This is a genomic window from Enterobacter sp. 2VL (assembly GCF_005503595.1).
In the GTDB taxonomy this organism is placed as follows: Bacteria; Pseudomonadota; Gammaproteobacteria; order Enterobacterales; family Enterobacteriaceae; genus Enterobacter; species Enterobacter cancerogenus.
On record NZ_SCNE01000011.1, the window covers coordinates 106260 to 121960 of the forward strand.

Sequence of the window (15701 nt, forward strand, 5' to 3'; positions counted from 1 at the left end):
AAAGCCGCCCGTGTTAGAACCGCGATTAACCCGTGTTACGCATACCTGCCGCAACGCCTGCAATCGTCACCATCAGCGCCTGCTCGACGCGAGGGTCCGGCTCTTTGCCTTCCTCTTCGGCGAGACGGGAACGGTGCAGCAGTTCGGCCTGCAGTACGTTCAGCGGATCGGTGTAGACATTACGCAGCTGGATAGACTCGGCAATCCACGGCAGATCTTCCATCAGGTGCGAGTCGTTAGCGATATCCAGAACCACTTTGATGTCGCCTTCCAGCAGCTCACGCAGCTCTTTCCCCAGCGTCCAAAGCTCTGGTTTCACCAGGCGCTGATCGTAGTATTCCGCCAGCCACAGGTCGGCTTTCGAGAAGACCATCTCCAGCATGCCCAGACGGGTTGAGAAGAACGGCCAGTCGCGGCACATGCTTTCCAGCTCGCTCTGCTTACCGTCTTCCACCACTTTCTGCAGCGCCGCACCGGCACCCAGCCAGGCTGGCAGCATCAGGCGGTTTTGCGTCCAGGCGAAGATCCACGGAATGGCACGCAGCGACTCGACGCCACCGGTCGGGCGACGTTTGGCCGGACGCGATCCCAGCGGCAGCTTGCCCAGCTCCTGCTCAGGCGTGGCGGAACGGAAGTAAGGCACGAAATCTTTGTTCTCACGCACGTAGCCGCGGTACAGATCGCAGGAGGTATCCGACAGCTCGTCCATGATGTGGCACCAGGAGGCTTTCGGCTCCGGCGGTGGCAGCAGGTTCGCTTCCAGAATCGCGCTGGTGTAGAGCGACAGGCTGCTGATGGTCACTTCCGGCAGGCCGTATTTGAAGCGGATCATCTCGCCCTGTTCGGTTACGCGCAGGCCGCCTTTCAGGCTGCCCGGCGGCTGGGAGAGCAGCGCCGCGTGCGCAGGGGCGCCGCCACGTCCGATAGACCCACCGCGACCGTGGAACAGCGTCAGTTCAATGCCCGCTTTCTCGCAGGTTTTGATCAGCGCATCCTGTGCCTGGTACTGTGCCCATGACGCCGCCATCACGCCCGCGTCTTTTGCGGAGTCGGAATAGCCAATCATCACCATCTGTTTGCCCTGGATGAAGCCGCGATACCAGTCGATGTTCAGCAGCTGGGTCATCACGTCGTTGGCGTTGTTCAGGTCATCGAGGGTTTCAAACAGCGGTGCAACCGGCAGAGCATAGTCGATACCGGCCTCTTTAAGCAGCAGGTGAACACCCAGCACGTCGGACGGGGTTTTTGCCATTGAGATCACGTAGGCGGCCACCGATCCTTTCGGCGCATCGACGATCGCTTTACAGGTATTGAGCACCTCGCGGGTGTCGTTGCTTGGCTCCCAGCTGCGCGGCAGCAGCGGGCGCTTGGAGTTCAGTTCGCGGATCAGGAATGCCTGTTTGTCGGCTTCTGACCAGCTTTCATAGTCGCCGATGCCGAGATAGCGGGTCAGTTCGCCCAGCGCTTCGGTATGGCGAGTGCTTTCCTGACGCACGTCGATACGCACCAGCGGCACGCCGAAGCACTTCACGCGCCTGAGGGTGTCGAGCAGTTCGCCGTTGGCGATGATGCCCATGCCACAGGCCTGCAGCGACTGGTAACAGGCGTACAGCGGCTCCCAGAGCTGCTCGTTCTGGCTGAGCAGACCTTCCGGTTTAGGCAGGCGCTGGCCTTTCAGACGCGCTTCCAGCCAGGCCTGAGTGGCCATCAGTTGACCGCGCAGTTTTTTCATCAGATAACGATACGGCTCGCTGGCGCCTTCTTCGCCAGCCAGCGCGCGCAGCTCCGGCGTGGCTTCCACCATCGACAGCTCGGAGATAAGTACCTGAATATCCTTCAGGAACAGATCGGTGGCTTTCCAGCGGCTCAGCAGCAGCACGTGGCGGGTGATTTCCGCCGTGACGTTCGGGTTGCCGTCGCGGTCACCGCCCATCCAGGAGGTGAAGCGCACCGGAACAAAATCGACCGGCAGGCGGTAGCCAAGGTTCTCTTCCAGCTGTTCGTTCAGCTCGCGCAGGTAGTTCGGTACCCCTTCCCACAGGCTGTTTTCCACCACCGCAAAGCCCCATTTGGCTTCGTCGACCGGGCTTGGGCGGTGCTTACGAATTTCATCGGTGTGCCACGACTGGGCAATCAGCTGGCGCAGGCGGCGCATCAGCTGGTTACGCTCGTAATCGGCAATGTCTTTGTTATCCAGCTGCTTAAGGCAGCTGTTCACTTCCACCATTTTGTGGATCAGCGTACGACGGGTGATTTCCGTAGGGTGAGCGGTCAGTACCAGCTCAAGCGAAAGGGACTCCACCGCTTTTTTAATGATGTCTTCGTTGAGATCGGGCTGGTCTTTCAGTTTACGAAGCGTGCGGGCAATGACTTCCGGGTTGCTGGCCGCTTCGCCGTTGGGCGAAATGCTGTGATATTGCTCGGCGGTGTTGGCCAGATTCAGGAACTGGCTGAACGCGCGTGCAACAGGCAGCAGCTCATCGTTGGAGAGATTCTGCAAGGTCGTGAGCAGCTCCTGACGGTGAGCCTCGTTACCTGCACGGGAAGATTTGGACAGCTTGCGGATGGTTTCAACGCGGTCGAGAATGTTCTCACCTAACGCGTCTTTGATGGTATCTCCAAGCACTTTGCCGAGCATACTGACATTACTACGCAACGCGGAATATTGTTCGTTCATAAAAACCCAGTCACCCCATCATTTTTGTTTATGCCCAGTCGAAAATCGGGTGGACATTATTTTGTCATCTCCTCTTATAAAGCCACGTAAAACCCCCGTCGTCAATTGCTGCGAAAACGGTTCAGCAAACGAATAAATGCGGGTAATTTACGAAATTTAATTCGCTTCGCGTCAGATAAGAGATGCTTATGAGAATGTGATGCGGATCGCGGGAATTTTCCCTCTCACCCTAACCCTCTCCCACCGGGAGAGGGGATAGCGATGGTCAGTTTTAATGCCAGCAGAAGTGATGCACAACCTGGGTGATCAGCTCGCGGGTAGGCTTGATAAAGCGGGTTTCCAGGTACTCATCCGGCTGGTGGGCCTGGTTGATTGAACCCGGGCCAAGCACCAGCGTTGGGCACAGGGTCTGAATAAACGGCGCTTCGGTGCAGTAGTTCACCACATCGGTTTTCTCACCGAGCAGCTTTTCCACCACCTGGACCAGCTGGTGATCCGGCGGACATTCGTAGCCCGGGATTGGCGGATGCAGCTCTGAGACCGTCAGACGGCCCGGCCAGCGCTCGCTTACCGGGGCCAGTGCTTCATTCAGCAGGCCGTCGAGATCGCTCAGCGTCATGCCCGGCAGCGGACGGATATCCATGTGCAGTTCGCAGCAGGCGCAGATGCGGTTTGAGGCGTCACCGCCGTGCAGGCTGCCGAGGTTCAGCGTCGGGTAAGGTACGGTGAAGGCTTCGTAGTGATAGCGCTCTTTAAGATCGTCACGCAGGGTCATGATGCGGCCAATGGCGTCGTGCATCAGCTCAATGGCGTTCACGCCGCGCGCCGGATCGCTGGAGTGGCCGGACTGACCCAGTACGCGCACCGCCGTTGAAATATGGCCTTTATGGGCGCGAATCGGTTGCAACGACGTGGGTTCACCGATGATCGCGCAGTCCGGGCGAATGGCCGTGTTTTCCGAGAAGTAGCGTGCCCCCGCCATGCTGGTCTCTTCATCGGCGGTCGCCAGTATGTAGAGCGGCTTTTTCAGCGTTGTCACGTCGACGTCACGCAGCGCGTCGAGGATAAAGGCGAAGAAGCCTTTCATATCGGCGGTGCCCAGACCGTACAGCTTGTTGTCGTGTTCGGTCAGGGTGAACGGGTCGCGCGTCCAGCGGCCATCGTCAAACGGCACGGTATCGGTGTGGCCGGCTAGCAGCAGGCCGCCCGCACCGGTTCCGGTACTGGCGAGCAGGTTAAATTTATGGCGCGTGCCGGGGACGGGCTGAACCTCAACGTTAAAGCCCAAATCGCTAAACCAGCCCGCCAGCAGATTGATTAAAGACTCATTGCTCTGATCCAGCGCTTCTTCGGTTGCGCTGATGGACGGTGTGGCAATCAGGGCGCGGTAAATCTCGATAAATGGCGGTAAGTTCATTTTCATTGTTGACACACCTTAGGTCGTGATAGTATCAATATTCATGCAATAAATGTGAATAAAAATACATTAACGTTGAGCATAAAGGAACCCGATGTTGAATACGCTGATTGTAGGCGCTAGCGGTTATGCGGGCGCAGAGCTTGTAAGCTACGTGAATCGCCATCCTCATATGACCATAACCGCTTTGACCGTGTCAGCGCAAAGCAATGATGCAGGAAAGTTAATCTCTGAATTGCATCCGCAGCTCCGGGGTATTGTCGATCTGCCTTTGCAGCCAATGTCTGATATCAGCGCGTTCACCGACGGCGTGGACGTGGTGTTTTTAGCCACCGCGCACGAGGTCAGCCACGACCTGGCACCGCAGTTTCTGGCGGCGGGCTGCGTGGTGTTCGACCTCTCCGGTGCATTCCGCGTGAACGACGCCGCGTTCTATGAAAAATACTACGGTTTCACTCATCAGCACCCGGCACTGCTTGAACAGGCGGTGTACGGCCTGGCGGAGTGGAATGCGGACCGGCTGAAAGAGGCGAACCTGATCGCCGTGCCGGGCTGCTACCCGACGGCGGCGCAGCTCTCCCTGAAGCCACTGATCGATGCGGGCCTGCTGGATCTCAACCAGTGGCCGGTGATCAACGCCACCAGCGGCGTAAGCGGTGCGGGCCGCAAGGCCGCAATGTCCAATAGCTTCTGTGAAGTGAGCCTTCAACCGTACGGCGTGTTTAACCACCGCCATCATCCTGAAATCACGACCCATCTGGGCGCGGACGTCATCTTTACACCGCATCTGGGTAACTTCCCGCGCGGGATCCTCGAAACCATTACCTGCCGCCTGAAGCCGGGCGTTACTCAAGACCAGGTAAGCGAGGCCTTTACCCAGGCATATGCGGATAAACCGCTGGTGCGTCTGTATAACAAAGGCGTCCCGGCGCTGAAAAACGTGGTCGGTCTGCCGTTCTGCGATATCGGCTTTGCCGTGCAGGGCGAGCACCTGATTGTGGTGGCGGCCGAAGATAACCTGCTGAAAGGCGCTGCCGCTCAGGCCATGCAGTGCGCCAATATTCGTTTCGGCTTCCCTGAAGCGCAGTCTCTTATTTAAGGTGTGATGATGAACCCATTAATTATCAAACTCGGCGGCGTGCTGCTGGACAGCGAAGAAGCGCTGGAGCGTCTTTTTACCGCACTGGTGAACTATCGTGAGTCGCACCAGCGCCCGCTGGTCATCGTCCACGGCGGCGGCTGCGTGGTGGATGAGCTGATGAAAGGGCTTAACCTGCCGGTGACCAAGAAAAACGGCCTGCGCGTCACGCCTGCCGACCAGATTGACATCATTACCGGTGCGCTGGCGGGAACGGCGAACAAGACGCTGCTGGCGTGGGCGAAGAAGCATCACATTGCTTCCGTGGGCCTTTATCTGGGCGACGGCGACAGCGTAAAAGTGACCCAGCTCGACGAAGCGCTCGGCCACGTTGGACTGGCGCAGCCGGGTTCGCCTAAGCTGATTAACACTCTGCTGGACGGCGGGTTCCTGCCGGTCGTCAGCTCTATCGGCGTGACCGAAGAGGGCGAGCTGATGAACGTCAACGCTGACCAGGCGGCGACGGCGCTGGCGGCTACGCTTGGCGCAGACCTGATCCTGCTCTCCGACGTGAGCGGTATTCTGGACGGCAAAGGCCAGCGCATTGCGGAGATGACGGCGGCGAAAGCCGAGCAGCTCATCGACCAGGGCATTATTACCGACGGCATGATCGTCAAAGTGAACGCGGCGCTGGATGCCGCCCGCACGCTGGGCCGCCCGGTGGATATCGCCTCCTGGCGTCACGCGGAACAGCTGCCGGCGCTGTTTAACGGCACGCCAATTGGCACGCGTATTCTGGCGTAATCAATTTACAGTTTTGCAGGCCCGGTAAGCGTAGCGCCACCGGGCAATGAAATTCAAAGATATAAAGGAAGCATGTTATGGCACTTTGGGGTGGGCGTTTTACACAGGCAGCGGATCAGCGGTTCAAACAGTTTAACGACTCGTTGCGTTTCGACTATCGCCTGGCTGAACAGGATATTGTCGGCTCTGTGGCCTGGTCCAAAGCGTTGGTCACCGTTGGCGTGCTGACCGCAGACGAACAGCTGCAACTGGAAGAGGCGCTGAACAACCTGCTGGAAGAGGTGCGTCTGGATCCGGCGCAAATTCTCCAGAGCGATGCCGAAGACATTCACAGCTGGGTGGAAGGCAAGCTGATCGACAAAGTCGGCCAGCTGGGTAAAAAGCTGCACACCGGGCGTAGCCGTAACGACCAGGTAGCGACCGATCTCAAGCTGTGGTGTAAAGATACCGTGGCCGAGCTGCTGGCGGCCAACCGTCAATTGCAGAGCGCGCTGGTGGAGACCGCGCAGAACAACCAGGACGCGGTGATGCCGGGTTATACCCACCTGCAGCGCGCGCAGCCGGTGACCTTTGCTCACTGGTGTCTGGCCTATGTGGAGATGCTGGCGCGTGACGAAAGCCGTCTGCAGGATACCCTGAAGCGTCTGGACGTCAGCCCGCTGGGCTGCGGGGCGCTGGCGGGAACGGCGTATGAAATCGACCGGGAGCAGCTGGCAGGCTGGCTGGGCTTTGCCTCCGCCACCCGTAACAGCCTGGACAGCGTCTCTGACCGTGACCATGTGCTGGAGCTGCTGTCTAACGCATCCATCGGAATGGTGCATCTCTCGCGCTTTGCCGAAGACCTGATCTTCTTCAACTCCGGTGAAGCCGGTTTCGTTGAGCTGTCTGACCGCGTGACCTCCGGCTCTTCCCTGATGCCGCAGAAGAAAAACCCGGATGCGCTGGAGCTGATCCGCGGCAAGTGCGGCCGCGTGCAGGGCGCGCTGACCGGCATGATGATGACCCTGAAAGGGCTGCCGCTGGCGTACAACAAAGATATGCAGGAAGACAAAGAAGGGCTGTTCGACGCGCTCGACACCTGGCTGGATTGCCTGCACATGGGCGCGCTGGTGCTGGACGGCATTCAGGTGAAACGTCCGCGTTGTCAGGAAGCGGCCCAGCAGGGTTATGCCAACTCGACCGAGCTGGCGGATTACCTGGTAGCGAAAGGCGTACCGTTCCGTGAAGCGCACCATATTGTGGGTGAAGCGGTGGTCGAAGCGATCCGTCAGGGGAAACCGCTGGAGGATCTGCCCCTGGCTGACCTGCAGAAATTCAGTGCGGTGATCGGGGAGGATGTTTACCCGATTCTGGCGCTGCAGTCGTGCCTGGATAAGCGTGCGGCTAAAGGTGGTGTGTCGCCGAAGCAGGTGGCACAGGCGATTGCGGATGCGAAAAACCGCCTGGTTTGATGGGGGCGGGCTGGTGCCCTCACCCCGGCCCTCTCCCACGGGGAGAGGGAGCAAACACTAAAAATGGCAACTTCGGTTGCCATTTTGCTTTTATCTCCGGGCTTTTTACGTAAAAAAATGCGGACCACGGGGTCCGCAAAAGTTCACGTTGGCTTTATTTTTTCGAGTTTTGAGAGAAACTCGCTGACGGGCGGGGACGTCAAGGGTCAAACACGTACCGCCTCGTCTCTGTGGTGTATTATTCAACAGAATGCTTGATAGGGATAATCGTTCGTTGCTATGCTATCTATCGCCATGAACTATCGTGGCGACGGAGGATGAATAATGAATATTCGTGATCTTGAATACCTGGTAGCGTTAGCCGAGCATCGTCATTTTCGCCGCGCGGCAGATTCCTGCCACGTCAGCCAGCCCACGCTGAGCGGTCAGATCCGCAAGCTGGAGGATGAGCTGGGCGTGATGCTGCTTGAGCGCACCAGCCGTAAGGTACTGTTCACCCAGGCCGGTCTTCTGCTGGTGGATCAGGCGCGCACCGTGCTGCGCGAGGTCAAAGTGCTCAAGGAAATGGCAAGCCAGCAGGGGGAGACGATGTCCGGCCCGCTGCATATTGGCCTGATCCCAACCGTTGGCCCGTACCTGTTGCCGCAGATTATTCCCATGCTGCATCAGACGTTCCCCAAACTCGAAATGTATCTCCACGAAGCGCAAACCCATCAGCTGCTGGCGCAGCTCGATAGCGGCAAGCTCGACTGCGCGATCCTGGCGCTGGTCAAAGAGAGTGAAGCCTTTATCGAAGTGCCGCTGTTCGATGAGCCGATGATGCTGGCGATCTATGAAGATCACCCGTGGGCGAACCGCGATCGCGTGCCGATGGCCGATCTGGCCGGTGAAAAGCTGCTGATGCTGGAAGATGGACACTGCCTGCGCGATCAGGCGATGGGATTCTGCTTTGAAGCGGGTGCGGATGAAGATACCCACTTCCGCGCTACCAGCCTGGAAACGCTGCGTAACATGGTGGCGGCGGGAAGCGGCATTACGCTGTTGCCTGCACTGGCCGTGCCGCGCGAGCGCAAGCGTGACGGCGTGGTCTATCTGCCGTGCATTAAGCCAGAGCCGCGACGCACCATTGGTCTGGTTTATCGCCCAGGCTCACCGCTGCGCAGCCGCTATGAGCAGCTGGCAGAGGCCATCCGCAGTTCCATGGATGGCCACTTTGACAGCACGTTAAAACAGGCGGTTTAAGCCGTTCAGCGCAGCGACCCGATAGGCTTCCGCCATCGTCGGGTAGTTAAAGGTGGTGTTAACGAAGTACTCGATGGTGTTGCCACCGCCTTTTTGCTCCATGATTGCCTGGCCGATATGAATGATTTCCGCGGCGCGTTCACCAAAGCAGTGAATACCGAGGATCTCTTTCGTCTCGCGATGGAACAAAATCTTCAGCGTACCCACGCTCATGCCCACGATTTGCGCCCGTGCCAGGTGTTTAAACTGGGCACGACCGACCTCGTAAGGCACCTTCATGGCCGTCAGCTGCTGCTCGGTTTTCCCCACAGAACTGATCTCCGGGATGGTGTAGATACCCGTCGGAATATCTTCGATCAGGTGCGCCGTCGCTTCACCTTTCACCAGCGCCTGTGCGGCAATACGGCCCTGATCGTACGCGGCTGAGGCCAGGCTCGGGTAACCAATCACGTCGCCGACAGCATAAACGTGCGGCAGCGCGGTCTGGTACATGCTGTTGACCTTCAGTTGGCCACGGCTGTCGGTTTCAAGGCCGAGGTTTTCCAGCGCCAGCGAATCGGTATTACCGGTGCGGCCGTTGGCGTACAGCAGGCAATCCGCTTTCAGCTTCTTACCGGACTTCAGGTGCATGATTACACCGTCGTCGCAGCCTTCAATCTTCTCGTACTCCTCGTTGTGACGGATCACGACGCCACTGTTCCAGAAGTGGTAGGAGAGGGAGTCTGACATCTCCTGATCGAGAAACGCCAGCAGACGGTCGCGGGTGTTGATCAGGTCAACTTTGACCTCCATGCCGCGGAAGATCGACGCATATTCGCAGCCGATGACGCCCGCGCCGTAGATAATTACGTGGCGCGGCTCGTGGTGCAGGCTGAGGATGGAGTCGCTGTCGTAGATGCGCGGATGCGTAAAGTCTACGTCCGCCGGATGGTACGGGCGTGAACCGCAGGCGATAACAAACTTCTCGGCGGTGATGGTTTCAACCGTTCCGTCGTGGCACTCCAGCGCCAGCGTGTGGTCATCCACGAAATGGGCGTTGCCCTGCAAGATCTCGCAGTGGTTACGCTCGTAGAACCCCTGGCGCATCCGCGTTTGCTGGTTAATAACGGTATCAGCGTGATTCAGGATGTCGGCAAAAGAGGAACGAAGAAGTCGGGAATGGTCGCTGTAAAGAGGGTTCTGGTTAAATTCGATAATGCGGCTAACGGCATGGCGGAGGGCTTTTGAAGGGATGGTGCCCCAGTGGGTGCAACCGCCGCCGACATTATGGTAGCGCTCAATGACCGCTACTCTGGCTCCCTGTTTTACCAGACCCATAGCAGCACCTTCGCCGCCGGGGCCGGAACCAATAACTATTGCGTCGTAATCGTAGGAATGTGGCATGGCAAGGCTTACCTGTTCTTATACATAAAAGCAACAGAATCATAACATCATTGCCAGAGTAACCCAATTATCGTTGTGCTTTTTTCAGTCAATGAAGCACAAACCGCACGTAAACAATCATTCACAAAGCTGCACAAACAGATTAATTTTATTCTCTGGTATAGTGCCATCAGGCCTTTGGAAGGATTCAACTATTGTGATGGGCGTTAGAGCACAACAAAAAGAGAAAACCCGGCGTTCGCTGGTGGAAGCCGCATTCAGTCAACTGAGTGCTGAGCGGAGTTTTGCCAGTTTGAGCCTGCGCGAAGTCGCCCGTGAGGCCGGGATTGCGCCAACGTCCTTCTATCGTCACTTTCGTGATGTGGATGAACTGGGCCTGACCATGGTCGATGAGAGCGGCCTGATGCTGCGCCAGCTGATGCGCCAGGCGCGTCAGCGTATCGCGAAAGGCGGCAGCGTGATCCGCACCTCCGTCTCGACCTTTATGGAGTTTATTGGCAATAACCCGAACGCGTTTCGTCTGCTGTTACGTGAACGTTCCGGAACATCGGCCGCGTTTCGTGCCGCCGTGGCGCGTGAAATTCAACATTTTATCGCGGAACTTGCCGACTATCTTGAAATCGAAAACCATATGCCGCGTGCGTTCACCGAAGCGCAGGCCGAAGCGATGGTGACGATAGTCTTCAGTGCCGGTGCCGAAGCGCTGGATGTGGGTATTGAACAACGCAAGCAACTCGAAGAGCGACTGGTATTGCAGCTCAGGATGATTTCCAAAGGCGCGTACTACTGGTATCGCCGTGAACAAGAAAAGTTGGCACATCAAACCGACGAAGGTGAGTAATGAAACAGTCAGGTCAGGATAAAGGAACGCTGTTGCTGGCATTGATCGCTGGCTTATCCATTAACGGCACGTTTGCGGCTATTTTTAGCTCCATCGTTCCGTTCTCGATTTTCCCGATTATTTCGCTGGTGCTGACGGTTTACTGCCTGCATCAACGCTATCTGAACCGCACTATGCCCGTCGGCTTACCGGGGCTGGCGGCCGCCTGCTTTATACTGGGCGTGTTGCTGTTTAGTACCGTGGTTCGTGCGGAATACCCGGATATCGGTTCCAACTTCCTGCCGGCGGTGTTGTCCGTGGTGCTGGTCTTCTGGATTGGTTCGCGCATGCGCAACCGTAAGAGCCGGTTGCCGGAGTAAAGGGGTTTGTCGTTGCAGGCCGGATAAGCGAAGCGCCATCCGGCATTTATTGGCAGGTAGCGCTTCGCTTACCTGCCCTACGTAAAGCCGATTATTTTGCGGTGAGCAACACGCCGCACTCCATATGGTGCGTGTACGGGAACTGATCGAACAGCGCCAGCCGTTCAACGTTGTGCGTCTGGCTTAAGGTTTCCAGGTTCTTGCACAGCGTCTCCGGGTTGCAGGAGATGTACAAAATCCGCGGGTACGCCTGCACCATCTTTTCGGTTTCGCTGTCCAGGCCACTGCGCGGTGGATCGACAAAAATCGTCTCACACTGGTAGCTTTTCAGGTCGATGCCCTGCAGGCGGTTAAACTCACGCACGCCGTTCATCGCCTGGGTGAACTCTTCTGCCGCCATACGAATAATTTGCACATTATCGATATGGTTAGCGGCAATGTTGTACTGCGCCGCCGCGACGGACGGTTTGGCGATTTCCGTTGCCAGCACGCGCACGAAGTTACGCGCCAGCGCCAGCGAGAAGTTGCCGTTCCCGCAGTACAGCTCAAGCAGATCGCCCGTTGAGCCTTTCGTGGCATTAAGCGCCCACTCCAGCATTTGCACATTCATTGCAGCGTTCGGCTGGGTAAAGCTGTTCTCCACCTGGCGGTAAATCATCTCTTTTCCCGCGACTGGCAGACGCTCGTCGATGTAATCCTGGTCGAGCATGATTTTTGTTTTGGTCGCGCGGCCAATCAGATGAACGTTGAGGTTCTGTGCGCGCAGCGCGTCACGCAGCGCTTCGGCCTGCTCGCGCCACTCGTCGGTCAGCGCTTTGTGATACAGCAGAGACACAATGGCCTGATTGCTTTGCGTGGTCAGGTAATCAATCTGGAACAGCTTGTGGCGCAGCACCGGATTATTGCGCACGCCATCCATCATCAGCGTCATCAGCTGGTTAATAAGCTCACTTGCCGCCGGAAAACTGTTTACGCGGATACGGGATTTCGTCTGCTGATCGAAAATGATGTGGTACAGGTCATCGCCGTCATGCCAGATGCGGAACTCGGCGCGCATGCGGTAGTGGCTGACCGGCGAACGGAACACCTCGGGAACGGGCGCGTTGAACGGCGTCATCATACTTTGCAGGCGGACGACTTTCTCGGCCAGCTGCGCGTCGTATTGTTCTGTCGGGAGGTGTTCGGGGGTCATGATGCGTCCTGAGTGATAAAGAATTACGCGGGGATTGTAGGCATTGTTCAGGGGATGTCCAGAATTTATGGCCAATAGCTGTCTGGACATCTATACGTGTCTAATTGTAGCATTCTGTTTCCGGTCTCCTGAGAGTGAAAAGGGAATCCAGTGAAAATCTGGAGCTGACGCGCAGCGGTAAGGACTGGCGGGATGAATGTTGTAGACACTGTGAAAATGGGAAGTCTTCATCCGTATAACGCCACCCAGCCCGAAGACCTGCCGGGATCACGTCGCACTTGGTTTCATCATCGCGTGCTATAGATGAGGCCTGCGGCATCCTTCTTATATTGTGGATGCTTTAACAATGATTAAAAAAGTATCGCTGTTGACGGCGCTGTCCGTCACGGCATTTTCGGGCTGGGCGCAGGATAGCGCTGACTCGTTGGTGGTGACAGCAAATCGTTTTGAACAACCTGTAAATACCGTATTAGCTCCGACCTCGGTAGTGACGCGGGCGGATATTGATCGCTGGCAGTCAACAACGGTTCTGGATGTTATGCGCCGTTTACCTGGCGTGGATACCGCACAAAGCGGTGGGATGGGGCAGCTCTCTTCACTCTTTATTCGTGGCACTAACTCCAGCCACGTCCTGATACTCGTTGACGGGATCCGTCTTAACCAGGCGGGCGTAACCGGTTCGTCCGACCTCAGCCAGTTCCCGATCGCCCTGGTACAACGCATCGAATATATCCGTGGGCCACGTTCTGCGGTATATGGCTCTGATGCAATTGGGGGCGTAGTGAACATCATCACAACGCGCGCGAAGGACGGTACAACGCTGAACGCTGGCGTAGGGTCACATGGCTACCAGAATTATGGTGGCAGTACCCAGCAAACGTTGGGTGACAGCACGCGTGTGACGCTGGCGGGTGATTATACCTATACCAAAGGTTTTGACGTTGTCGCCGACGGTAATAACGGCGGTCTTGCCCAGACCGATCGCGACGGCTACATGAATAAGACGATCTACGGTGCCCTGGAGCATGCTTTCTCTGACCAGTGGAGCGGTTTTGTTCGCGGTTATGGCTACAGCAACCGTACTGCTTATGACGGCTATTACAGCACATTTACGCCTGATGTGTTGGTGGATACTCGCCAGTTATACAGTCAGACCTGGGATGCCGGGCTGCGCTTTAACGAGGACATCTTCCATTCGCAACTGCTCTCCAGCTACAGTCACAGCAAAGATTACAACTACGATCCGCATCTCGGACGCTATGACTCCACGGCGACCCTGGATGAAATCAAGCAGTACAATGTTCAGTGGACCAACTCTGTTGATGTCGGGCATGGCAACATTGGCGCGGGTATCGACTGGCAGAAGCAGAGCACCGAACCCGGTACCAACTATGTGACCGAGAGTTACGATCTGCGTAACACTGGCGTGTACCTGACCGGTTTACAGAAGTTTGGTGACGTCACCCTGGAAGGGGCCGCGCGTAGCGACGACAACTCTCAGTTTGGTCGCCATGGTACCTGGCAGAGCAGTGCAGCCTGGGAATTCGTTGACGGTTACCGCTTCATTGCCTCTTATGGTACGGCCTATAAAGCCCCGAACCTTGGCCAGCTTTATGGTTTCTATGGCAACGATCGTCTCGACCCGGAAGAGAGCAAGCAGTGGGAAGGTGCGTTTGAAGGGTTAACGTCGGGCGTAAGCTGGCGTGTTTCAGCCTATCGTAACGACGTTGATAACCTGATCGATTTCAATAACAATCTTCAGGAGTATTACAACGTCGGCAAGGCACGTATAAAAGGTGTCGAAGCGACGGCGTCGTTCGATACAGGCCCTGTTACGCATAGCGTCGGTTATGATTATGTTGATGCCCGCAATGCGGCAACTAACGCGCTGCTGGATCGTCGCGCTAAGCAGCAAGTGAAGTACCAGCTAGACACGCAGATCTATGATTTCGACTGGAGCCTGACTTATCACTACCTGGGTACGCGTTACGATACCGATTTTGGTTCCTATCCGTCACAGAAAGTGAAAATGGGCGGCGTAAGCCTGTGGGATGTCGCCGTTTCATATCCGGTCACCTCTCACCTGACAGTTCGTGGTAAAATAGCCAACCTGTTCGATAAAGATTACGAGACAGTTTATGGCTACCAAACTGCAGGACGGGAATACACCTTGTCTGGCAGCTACACCTTCTGATCCGCGTCCCACCGTGCTGGTGTTTGATTCCGGCGTCGGTGGGCTTTCGGTCTATGATGAGATCCGACAGCTCCTGCCGGATCTCCATTACATCTACACCTTCGATAACGTTGCCTTCCCCTATGGAGAGAAGAGTGAAACGTTTATCGTTGAGCGTGTGGTTGAAATCGTTACTGCGGTTCAACAACGTTACCCCCTGGCGCTGGCGGTTATCGCCTGTAATACGGCCAGTACGGTATCCCTCCCTGCATTGCGCGAGAAATTCCCCTTCCCGGTTGTAGGCGTGGTGCCTGCTATTAAACCTGCTGCACGTCTGACGGCGAACGGCGTGGTCGGTTTGCTGGCAACGCGTGGCACGGTGAAGCGTCCTTATACGCGCGAGCTTATCGACCGCTTTGCCAACGAATGCCAGATTGCGATGCTGGGTTCGGCTGAGCTGGTGGAGATGGCGGAAGCGAAGCTGCACGGAGAAGCGGTCTCGCTTGACGAGCTGCGCCGTATTCTTCGTCCATGGCTGCGTATGCCTGAACCGCCGGATACGGTCGTGCTCGGCTGCACCCACTTCCCTCTATTACAGGAAGAACTCCTGGCGGTATTGCCAGAGGGGACTCGCCTGGTGGATTCCGGTGCGGCTATTGCGCGTCGTACGGCCTGGCTGCTTGAGCATGAGGCGCCGGATGCAAAATCAGCCGATCCAAATATTGCGTTCTGCCTGGCGATAACGCCCGATACTGAGCAACTTTTGCCCGTTTTACAGCGTTATGGGTTTGAAACGCTCGAAAAACTGCCGTTGTAACCCCATTTTGAGCAAAAAAGAGACGGTTGAACGTTTTTTTTAAAAGAGGGGTTGTCAACGTCTGAGAACTCCCTATAATGCGCCTCCACTGACACGGAACAACGGCTTACAGGCCGCCGGGTTAGCGGGGTTCAGCGATGAACGCCGGCAGAGAAAAGCGAAAATAAACGCTTGACTCTGAATGAGGAAAACGTATTATACGGGACCTCGCAACGGTGAGCGAAAGCCGCGTTGCACTGCTCTTTAACAATTTATCAGACAATCTGT

At 56.7% G+C, this 15701-nt stretch carries 12 protein-coding genes and 1 riboswitch; of the genes, 8 read left to right on the forward strand and 4 right to left on the reverse strand.

Annotation, left to right across the window (positions count from 1 at the left end):
• Nucleotides 1-25: 25 nt before the first annotated feature.
• Nucleotides 26-2677, reverse strand: a complete 2652-nt coding sequence (gene ppc, locus FFS28_RS19800; RefSeq protein WP_137903781.1) for a phosphoenolpyruvate carboxylase — start codon at nt 2675-2677, stop codon at nt 26-28.
• A 271-nt stretch (nt 2678-2948) separates the two neighbouring features.
• On the reverse strand, nt 2949-4100 hold the full coding sequence (argE, locus tag FFS28_RS19805; RefSeq protein ID WP_058610676.1) for an acetylornithine deacetylase: 1152 nt from the start codon (nt 4098-4100) through the stop codon (nt 2949-2951).
• Between the two features lie 88 nt (nt 4101-4188).
• Between argE and argC the strand changes: the two genes are divergently transcribed.
• The 4 genes from argC to oxyR all read left to right on the forward strand — a co-directional run bounded on the left by argC (nt 4189) and on the right by oxyR (nt 8669).
• Complete coding sequence (argC, locus tag FFS28_RS19810) at nt 4189-5193, forward strand: N-acetyl-gamma-glutamyl-phosphate reductase (RefSeq protein ID WP_088209382.1); 1005 nt, start codon at nt 4189-4191, stop codon at nt 5191-5193.
• A gap of 6 nt (nt 5194-5199) precedes the next feature.
• Nucleotides 5200-5976 carry an acetylglutamate kinase gene (gene argB, locus FFS28_RS19815; RefSeq protein WP_006179192.1) on the forward strand — a complete coding sequence of 259 codons (777 nt, stop codon included), beginning with the start codon at nt 5200-5202 and terminating at the stop codon, nt 5974-5976.
• 77 nt (nt 5977-6053) lie between these two features.
• Nucleotides 6054-7427 (forward strand): argininosuccinate lyase, encoded by a 1374-nt coding sequence (gene argH, locus FFS28_RS19820; RefSeq protein WP_006179193.1) that lies wholly within the window; start codon nt 6054-6056, stop codon nt 7425-7427.
• Nucleotides 7428-7751: 324 nt separating this feature from the next.
• Nucleotides 7752-8669: a DNA-binding transcriptional regulator OxyR gene (gene oxyR / locus FFS28_RS19825; protein ID WP_006179194.1), complete on the forward strand. Its 918-nt coding sequence runs from the start codon at nt 7752-7754 to the stop codon at nt 8667-8669.
• On the opposite strand, the gene sthA is transcribed toward oxyR, so the two are convergent.
• Nucleotides 8652-10052, reverse strand: a complete 1401-nt coding sequence (sthA, locus tag FFS28_RS19830) for a Si-specific NAD(P)(+) transhydrogenase (protein WP_058610674.1) — start codon at nt 10050-10052, stop codon at nt 8652-8654. The genes oxyR and sthA overlap by 18 nt on opposite strands.
• 196 nt (nt 10053-10248) lie before the next feature.
• On the opposite strand from sthA, the gene fabR reads away from it, so the two are divergent.
• Both fabR and FFS28_RS19840 read left to right on the forward strand, forming a co-directional pair.
• Complete coding sequence (fabR, locus tag FFS28_RS19835) at nt 10249-10893, forward strand: HTH-type transcriptional repressor FabR (RefSeq protein WP_072208921.1); 645 nt, start codon at nt 10249-10251, stop codon at nt 10891-10893.
• Nucleotides 10893-11252 carry a YijD family membrane protein gene (locus tag FFS28_RS19840; RefSeq protein ID WP_006179198.1) on the forward strand — a complete coding sequence of 120 codons (360 nt, stop codon included), beginning with the start codon at nt 10893-10895 and terminating at the stop codon, nt 11250-11252. Before fabR ends, FFS28_RS19840 begins: the two co-directional genes overlap by 1 nt.
• Nucleotides 11253-11343: 91 nt before the next feature.
• Here the strand turns inward: FFS28_RS19840 and trmA are convergent, their stop codons facing one another.
• Nucleotides 11344-12444: a tRNA (uridine(54)-C5)-methyltransferase TrmA gene (gene trmA, locus FFS28_RS19845; protein ID WP_137903782.1), complete on the reverse strand. Its 1101-nt coding sequence runs from the start codon at nt 12442-12444 to the stop codon at nt 11344-11346.
• Between the two features lie 104 nt (nt 12445-12548).
• Nucleotides 12549-12724: riboswitch (cobalamin riboswitch) on the forward strand.
• 66 nt (nt 12725-12790) lie between these two features.
• Here trmA and btuB point away from each other — a divergent pair.
• Nucleotides 12791-14638: a TonB-dependent vitamin B12 receptor BtuB gene (gene btuB, locus FFS28_RS19850; RefSeq protein WP_137903783.1), complete on the forward strand. Its 1848-nt coding sequence runs from the start codon at nt 12791-12793 to the stop codon at nt 14636-14638.
• Nucleotides 14583-15434 carry a glutamate racemase gene (gene murI, locus FFS28_RS19855; protein ID WP_042322685.1) on the forward strand — a complete coding sequence of 284 codons (852 nt, stop codon included), beginning with the start codon at nt 14583-14585 and terminating at the stop codon, nt 15432-15434. The genes btuB and murI overlap by 56 nt, the downstream gene beginning before the upstream one ends.
• Nucleotides 15435-15701 lie beyond the last annotated feature (267 nt).